The sequence below is a fragment of the Pseudoalteromonas sp. AOP7-A1-14 genome (assembly GCF_052376275.1).
Classification (GTDB): Bacteria; Pseudomonadota; Gammaproteobacteria; order Enterobacterales; family Alteromonadaceae; genus Pseudoalteromonas.
In genome coordinates this window covers 1-7,386 of record NZ_JBQSVO010000148.1, presented here as the reverse complement: position 1 = coordinate 7,386, position 7,386 = coordinate 1, and the positions used below count along the sequence as shown (strand labels likewise).

Sequence of the window (7,386 nt, the reverse complement as noted above, 5' to 3'; positions counted from 1 at the left end):
GCTTACATACTTTTGTATTAAAACAAAAAATAACGGCACAAAGAAAATAACTAATAAGGTCGCAGATAGCATTCCCCCCATAACAGATGTACCAATGGCCTGCCTTGAATTTGCACCTGCACCAGAGCTGACAACCAGTGGTAATACGCCTAAAACAAATGCCATTGAGGTCATAATAATAGGTCGTAAACGCATACGACATGCTTGAACGGCAGCATCAAGTACACTCGCCCCCTTTTCCATTAACTCTTTTGCAAATTCGACAATTAAAATGGCATTTTTTGCAGATAAACCAATGGTGGTTAATACCCCAACTTGAAAATACACATCACTCTCCAAGCCCCTAAAGTAAGTAGCGACTAATGCGCCTAGAACGCCCAGTGGAATAATTAAAATAACAGATATAGGAATACTCCAACTTTCATACAATGCCGCTAAACATAAAAACACCATCAGTATTGATACAGCATAAAGAATAGCCGCTTGATTTCCTGCCTCTAACTCTTGATATGATGTGCCTGTCCAACTAACCGCTGTATCTTGGCTTATCTGATTTGAAATACTTTCAATTACTGACATCGCATCACCGGTGCTGTAACCAGGCGCCGCTTCTCCCACTATTTCAAACGCTGTATTACCGTTATATCTAATTAACTGTGGGGAGCCTTCTTCCCAGTGAGACGAGCTAAATGCATTAATAGGCACCATGTTTCCATCACCATTTCGTACATACCAGGCGTCAATATCTTCAGGTGTCATGCGGTACTGGGCTTGTGCTTGAATATATACTTTTTTAGAGCGTCCTCGGTCAATAAAGTCATTCACATATGACGAACCCCATGCGATTGATAGCGTATTATTTATATCGTCAAAATCAATACCTAGCGCCTTAGCTTTTTCATAATCAATGTCGAGTACAAACTGAGCATTATCTTCGAGTCCGTTAGCTCTTACTTTTTGTAACGCGGGGTGCTGATTAGCTTCTTCTATCAGCTGATTACGAATACTTAATAGCTTATCGTGACCAATAGCAGCCATATCTTCAAGATAAAAGTCAAAGCCTGTTGCATTACCTAGCTGGCGTATTGACGGTGGATTAACAGCAATTACAGAGCCTTTTTTGTACCCTTTAAAATGCGCCATCGTGCGCTCAATAATTGCATTAACATCTTGACCCGCTTCAGTGCGTTCTGACCAATCTTTTAACCCAATTAAGGCCATTCCTGCGTTTTGCCCACGCCCTGAAAAATTAAACCCTGATACACCAAAAACAGTATTTACAGTATCTTTTTCATTTTCTTGATAATAATCTGTTATGTCTTGCATCACTTCTGCTGTTTGCTTTAATGTAGAACCATTAGGTGACTGCACCATTACCGTAAAATTACCTTGATCTTCATCAGGTAAAAATGAACTTGGTAATGATTGATAAATAAAACCACACGCAACTAATAGTAAAGCGTAAACAGATAACGAACGAAGCGGACGCTTTAGTACCTTCCCTACCGATACGTTGTAGTAACCAGCTAACGCATTAAACCCTTTGTTGAAGGTTTTAAAAAACCAATTTTTTTTATGTTCATCCTTCGTCGTTGGTGCTTTAAGCAAAGTAGCGCACAACACTGGCGTTAAAATAAGCGCCACAATAACCGAAAGCACCATTGCAGAGACAATCGTTACAGAAAACTGACGATAAATAGCCCCTGTTGAGCCATCCATTAATGCCATAGGAACAAATACCACCGCTAATACCGTGGTAATACCCACTAAAGCACCCGTAATTTGGGTCATTGATTTACGCGTTGCGTCTTTTGCTGATAAACCTTCTTCATGCATTAAACGCTCTACGTTTTCAACAACAACAATTGCATCATCAACAAGTAAACCTATGGCAAGCACTAGCCCAAACATGGTTAAGGTATTTAAACTAAATCCAGCAAGTGACATGACACCAAATGTGCCTAGTAGTACCACCGGCACTGCAATAGTTGGAATAAGTGTTGCGCGAAAGTTTTGTAAAAATAACAACATAACAAAAAATACTAAAACAATGGCTTCTATTAAGGTGTATACAACTTCTTCAATTGATAACTTAATAAACGGTGTTGTATCCATCGCCTTGGCAACTTTTAAGCCATTAGGAAAGCTTTTTGAAAGTTCTTCAAGCTTAGCGTCAATACTTGCTTGGGTATCAAGCGTGTTTGCACCTGATGCAAGCGTTACACCTATACCTGATGTACCTTGACCATTAAAGGTAGGAATAGCACTGAAACTTTCGCTCGAAAGCTCTACGGTAGCCACATCTTGAAGGCGTACTTGCGAGCCATCTGTATTTACTTTTAAAAGAATATTTTTAAATCCGTCAACACTCGTTAACAGGCTTTGCGCTTTGATCGTTGCGTTAAACTGTTGGTCGTCGGTTGAGGGCGCGCCTCCCAACTGGCCGAGTGTTACTTGTGAGTTTTGCTTAGCAATTTCATCGTAAACATCACTTGGGGTCATTTTTAAACTATTGAGTTTAGTTGGATCTAACCAAATCCTCATCGCGTACGATGGGCCAAATACATTTACATCACCTACACCGCTCACACGACTAACAGGGTCTTTAACGTATGAATTGACGTAATCTTGGATATCGCCGGTACTCATGCTGTTGTCTGGTGAGTAAATGGCAATCATAGAAATAAAGCCTGAGGTATTTTTACGTATAGATACACCTTGCGCTTGCACTTGTGATGGCAAACTATTTTCGACTTGCTGTAAGCTGTTTTGTACTTGAACTTGTGCTATATCAGGGTCGGTTTCAGCGCTAAAAGTAAGAGTAATACTCACGCTCCCTGATGAATCACTTTTAGATGACATATAAAGTAAGTTATCTAAACCTGTCATGCCTTGTTCGATAACTTGCGTGACGCTGTCTTCAACAGCTTTAGCTGATTCCCCAGGATAAGAAGCGCTTATTTCAATTGCTGGCGGCGCTATTGTGGGGTACTGCGCTATTGGCAATGAGTTAATTGCAAAAATACCACTTAACATGATCACAATAGCAATCACCCAAGCAAAAATAGGTCTATTAATAAAAAATGCAGACATATTAAACCTCAACTATTGGTCAGAAGTAGACGTTTGATCAATAACTACAGCAACGCCATCTTTAAGTTGTAAAAAGCTATTGATGATCACTTTGTCGCCATCAGTTAAACCTTGCTTTATTTCCCACTGAGTACCGATTTCTTGTCCCAATACGACATCCTTTTTAACCGCTTGGTTATTTTCATTAACAACGTAAACATAAGGCGCACCATTTTGGCTGCGAATAATAACGCTCTGTGGGAGTAACTTAATATTTTGCATTACTGGCCCCATAATTGTGGCTCGCACAAATATACCTGGCAGTAATTCTAAAGTGGGATTTGGCATAATTGCACGCAGCGTTACACTACTTGTTGATTGGTCAACCGTGATATCTAATGACTCAAGGTAACCCTTTAATGGATACGCACTGCCATCTTCAAGCTTAATAGTAACAGGGACATCAATATCGTCTTTTTTCTCTTGCCCTATAAGCTCTTTACGTATTTTTTGTAGCGCTAATGATGACTGAGTCATATCAACATAAACTGAGTCAAACTGCTTAATAGTTGTTAAATATGACGACTGCTCTGCAGTTACTAAAGCACCTTCTGATACAGTTGATATGCCAATACGACCAGAAATTGGCGCTTTAACTTGAGAATAAGACAATAAAATATTGTTATAATCTAAGTTAGCCTGAGTTACATTAACCTCTGCCGATGCTTGTTCATAACTAGCCTCTGCATCATCTAAATCTTGCTGGCTAGCCACATTATTTTTTGCCAATTTCTCATAGCGCAGTAATGTTTTTTTAGCTACTTTTTGATCTGCTTGTGCTTTTTTAACACTTGCTTGCGCATTGTTTACATTTGCCTGATAAATAGCCGGATCGATTTGATAAAGCACATCGCCTTCTTTTACATCTTTACCGTCGGTAAATAATCGGCTTTTAATAATACCGCTTACTTGAGGACGTACCTCAGACTCTTTAATTGCAGATACACGACCAGGTAATTCAACCGACGGCTGATACGTAATCGACTTAAGCTCAATAACATCAACCTTAACAGCATCATTTTTATTATCTGGTAAGTTTTGAACCTCGCCACAGGCGCTTAGTGTTAAGACGATAATTAATAAGTTCGGTATTAAAAATAAGTTGCGAAATGCTTTCATTACTCTTTAATCTCTTTGCTTTAATTAGGAATACCTCATTATTGATACTAAAAGAGGGGCAAATATGGAGAAAAAAAGGAGATTGTTTTATTTGATTCCGAAACTGCAAAATAAAATATAAACTAACGTTCATTTATAGGTTGTAGGTTAAAAGTTTATGCGCTTAACTATTTTTTCTAAGTTGTTTTTGTCACTTTTTACTACCAGTTTGTTAATGGTGATTGGAATCTTACTATTTACCAATTACAGTTTTAATAAAGGATTTCAAAGCTATATAAACCAAACAGAGTTGCAAAATCTATCAAAACTTACCAAACCCATAGCAGAATTTTATGATGATAAAACAGGCTGGACACCCTTAACTTCAGACTTACAACATTGGAAGAAACTATTTACTAATATTGGTGAGCCACTGCCACCACGACCAATTATTAGTCTCGATATTAAACGCAATTTTAAATATTCAAAAGAAGATGGTATTCGGCCTCCGAGCTATCGCGCTTTTGTACTTGATGTAAACGATAAATGGGTTATTGGCACGTTACCTCCAACTAACGATCCTACGTCTAATATTGCTAGAATTCCGATAATAAAAAACACAAAAATTATTGGTTGGCTAGCTATTGAGCAAACTAGTTATCTTGTTGGTCCATTGGCTGGCAGTTTTTATAATCAACAAAAACAAAATCTCTATTTAATAATAGGGTTAGCAAGTATATTTTCATTAATATGTGCTGTATTTTTAGTTCGTCATTTTTTAGCCCCATTAAAACAATTACACCAAGGTGCCCTTACGTTAGCAAAAGGCGATTTTAATACCCAAATTGCAACCAAAGGCAAAGACGAAATTGCCGAGCTGGGCAACGCTTTTAACTCGCTTTCGATCAGTTTAAAACAACAAAAAAGTACCCGAGAGCAGTGGATCACTGATATTTCTCATGAACTAAGAACTCCTATTGCCGTTTTACGCAGCGAAATAGAAGCCATTCAAGATGGTATTCGTACACCTGAGCCTAAAAACATTGATTCAATGCACCAACAAGTTCTAAATTTGGGTAAGTTAGTAGAAGATTTATATGTACTTTCTAAATCCGAAGCCAATATATAACATGCAATTAAAACCCATCAGCCTCAATAAATTAGTAAACAGTGTAATGTATAACTTTGAAGCCCGCGCTCAAGCAAAAGGACTAACACTAAAAAGTAACAATTTAATGCTTAATGAAGTCACTTTATTTTTAGATGAAGACTTAATTCGTCAATTACTTGTTAATGTATTTGAAAATAGCATTCGCTATACCGACAACCCAGGCATGATTAAAGTGAGTATAAAAAACAAAAAAGAGACTATTGAACTATGGATAGAAGACAGCTCCCCATCAGTACCATTAACAGCGCTGGATAAATTATTCGGCCGTTTATACCGAGTTGATCAATCGCGTAGCAGAGACTCTGGTGGTTCTGGTTTAGGTTTATCTATTTGTAAAAATATTATTGAACAACATAATGGCAGTATTAGCGCACAAATTTCATCATTAGGCGGTGTAGCAATGATTGTTAGCTTTAAAAAACAATATAATGAAGGTCACTAATATGAATTTCCAAGATAACACTCACACAATTCTTATTGTTGAAGATGAGCCAACACTTGGACAAATATTGTCTGAATATTTACAACAATCAGGGTTTAATACGCACATAATTGCAGATGGGCTAACGGTTATAGACTGGATAAAAGAGCACAAGCCAAGCCTTGTGATTTTAGATCTTATGCTTCCTCATCGAGATGGCCTTGATATATACAAAGAACTCAGAACGTTTAGCAGTATTCCCGTCATTATGGCGACTGCAAAAGTAGAAGAAATTGACCGTTTACTAGGGCTTGAGTTAGGGGCAGATGATTATATTTGTAAGCCCTATAGCTCAAGAGAAGTGGTAGCTCGAGTCAAAAATATAGTAAGACGAAATACCTTAGAGCCGCAAACTCAAAACTTAATAATAAATGAAGAAGCAATGACCGCTCACTACTATCAAAAAGCATTAAAACTCACACCTGCGGAATTTAAGTTACTTCACTTTTTATTTAATAATAAAAACAAAATATACAGCCGTAACCAGCTAATGGATAAAATATATCATGATAGTCGTATTGTTACCGACAGAACAGTAGACAGCCATATCAAGAATTTACGCCGAAAACTTCACACAATAAATGATGGATCTGAATGTATTAAGTCTATTTATGGCATGGGTTATAAGTTTGAAAACTAAATTAAGCCGATTACTTTTTAAAGCTCCATATTTCCCTCACGATTAAGTGCCATACTCAGAAAGAGTATAGCTTGTGTATTACATTATTTTGGAGTTTTAGTGTGAAAGTAGAGCAGCCGATTTTAGGTAAAACAGGTACATTGTTGTTTTTAGTTATTGTTAGTGCCTTTCCCCCTTTAACAACCGATTTATATTTACCTGCACTACCGAGTATGGTCGACAAGCTAAGTACTAATCAGGCAATGGTTAATTTAACACTTAGCGTTTACTTTATTGTCTACGCAATTGGATTACTATTTTGGGGGCCGCTAAGCGAAAAGTATGGGCGCAAGCCTATAATAATACTTGGCTTAAGTATTTATGTAGTCGGTAGTTTACTCTGCGCACTTTCGAATAAAGTAGAAATGCTTATTTCAGCTCGTTTAATTCAAGCCTTTGGTGGAAGCGCTGTGACCGTTGTAGCAACAGCAATAGTAAAGGATTTATACGATGGTCGAGAACGAGAAAAGATCATAGCAACTATCATGTCGTTAGTGATAATCGCACCAATGGTTGCCCCGGTAATTGGTGCATTATTATTAAAAGTAGGCTCTTGGCATATGATGTTTTATGTACTAGCTGGGTTTGGTGCTATGTCGATGTTATTTGCTATTGCCTATCGTGAAACATTACAAAGTAAATTCACGGGATCAATACTTCAATCTTGGGGTCGATTAGCTGTTGTAATACAAAACCCTCGTTTGCTTTCTTTATTAGTTATTTTTACTATTCCCCCAATGACACTCATGGCGTTTTTAGCGGCTGGTTCGTATATTTATATTGATGGCTTTGGTTTATCTGAGCAAACCTTTAGCTATGCATTTT

General features: G+C 37.6%; 6 protein-coding genes. 4 read left to right on the top strand and 2 right to left on the bottom strand.

Features of this window, described 5'->3' with window-relative positions:
- Together ACT3RM_RS16310 and ACT3RM_RS16305 are read right to left on the bottom strand one after the other, a co-directional pair.
- The coding region (locus ACT3RM_RS16310; RefSeq protein WP_444511420.1) for an efflux RND transporter permease subunit at positions 1 to 3,093 on the bottom strand (3,093 nt) is incomplete at its 3' end.
- A gap of 12 nt (positions 3,094 to 3,105) precedes the next feature.
- Entirely contained in the window at positions 3,106 to 4,251 is a 1,146-nt protein-coding gene (locus ACT3RM_RS16305; protein ID WP_441993321.1) for an efflux RND transporter periplasmic adaptor subunit, read from the bottom strand.
- A gap of 157 nt (positions 4,252 to 4,408) precedes the next feature.
- Between ACT3RM_RS16305 and ACT3RM_RS16300 the strand changes: the two genes are divergently transcribed.
- The 4 genes from ACT3RM_RS16300 to ACT3RM_RS16285 all read left to right on the top strand — a co-directional run.
- Positions 4,409 to 5,359, top strand: coding sequence for a HAMP domain-containing protein (locus ACT3RM_RS16300; protein WP_441995306.1), 951 nt, complete (start codon positions 4,409 to 4,411; stop codon positions 5,357 to 5,359).
- A gap of 46 nt (positions 5,360 to 5,405) precedes the next feature.
- Positions 5,406 to 5,843, top strand: coding sequence for an ATP-binding protein (locus ACT3RM_RS16295; RefSeq protein ID WP_441995308.1), 438 nt, complete (start codon positions 5,406 to 5,408; stop codon positions 5,841 to 5,843).
- 1 nt (position 5,844) lies between these two features.
- Complete coding sequence (locus ACT3RM_RS16290; RefSeq protein WP_441995310.1) at positions 5,845 to 6,522, top strand: response regulator; 678 nt, start codon at positions 5,845 to 5,847, stop codon at positions 6,520 to 6,522.
- 101 nt (positions 6,523 to 6,623) lie between these two features.
- Positions 6,624 to 7,386, top strand: a 763-nt coding sequence (locus tag ACT3RM_RS16285; protein ID WP_444511419.1) for a Bcr/CflA family efflux MFS transporter, incomplete at its 3' end; no start/stop codon positions are given.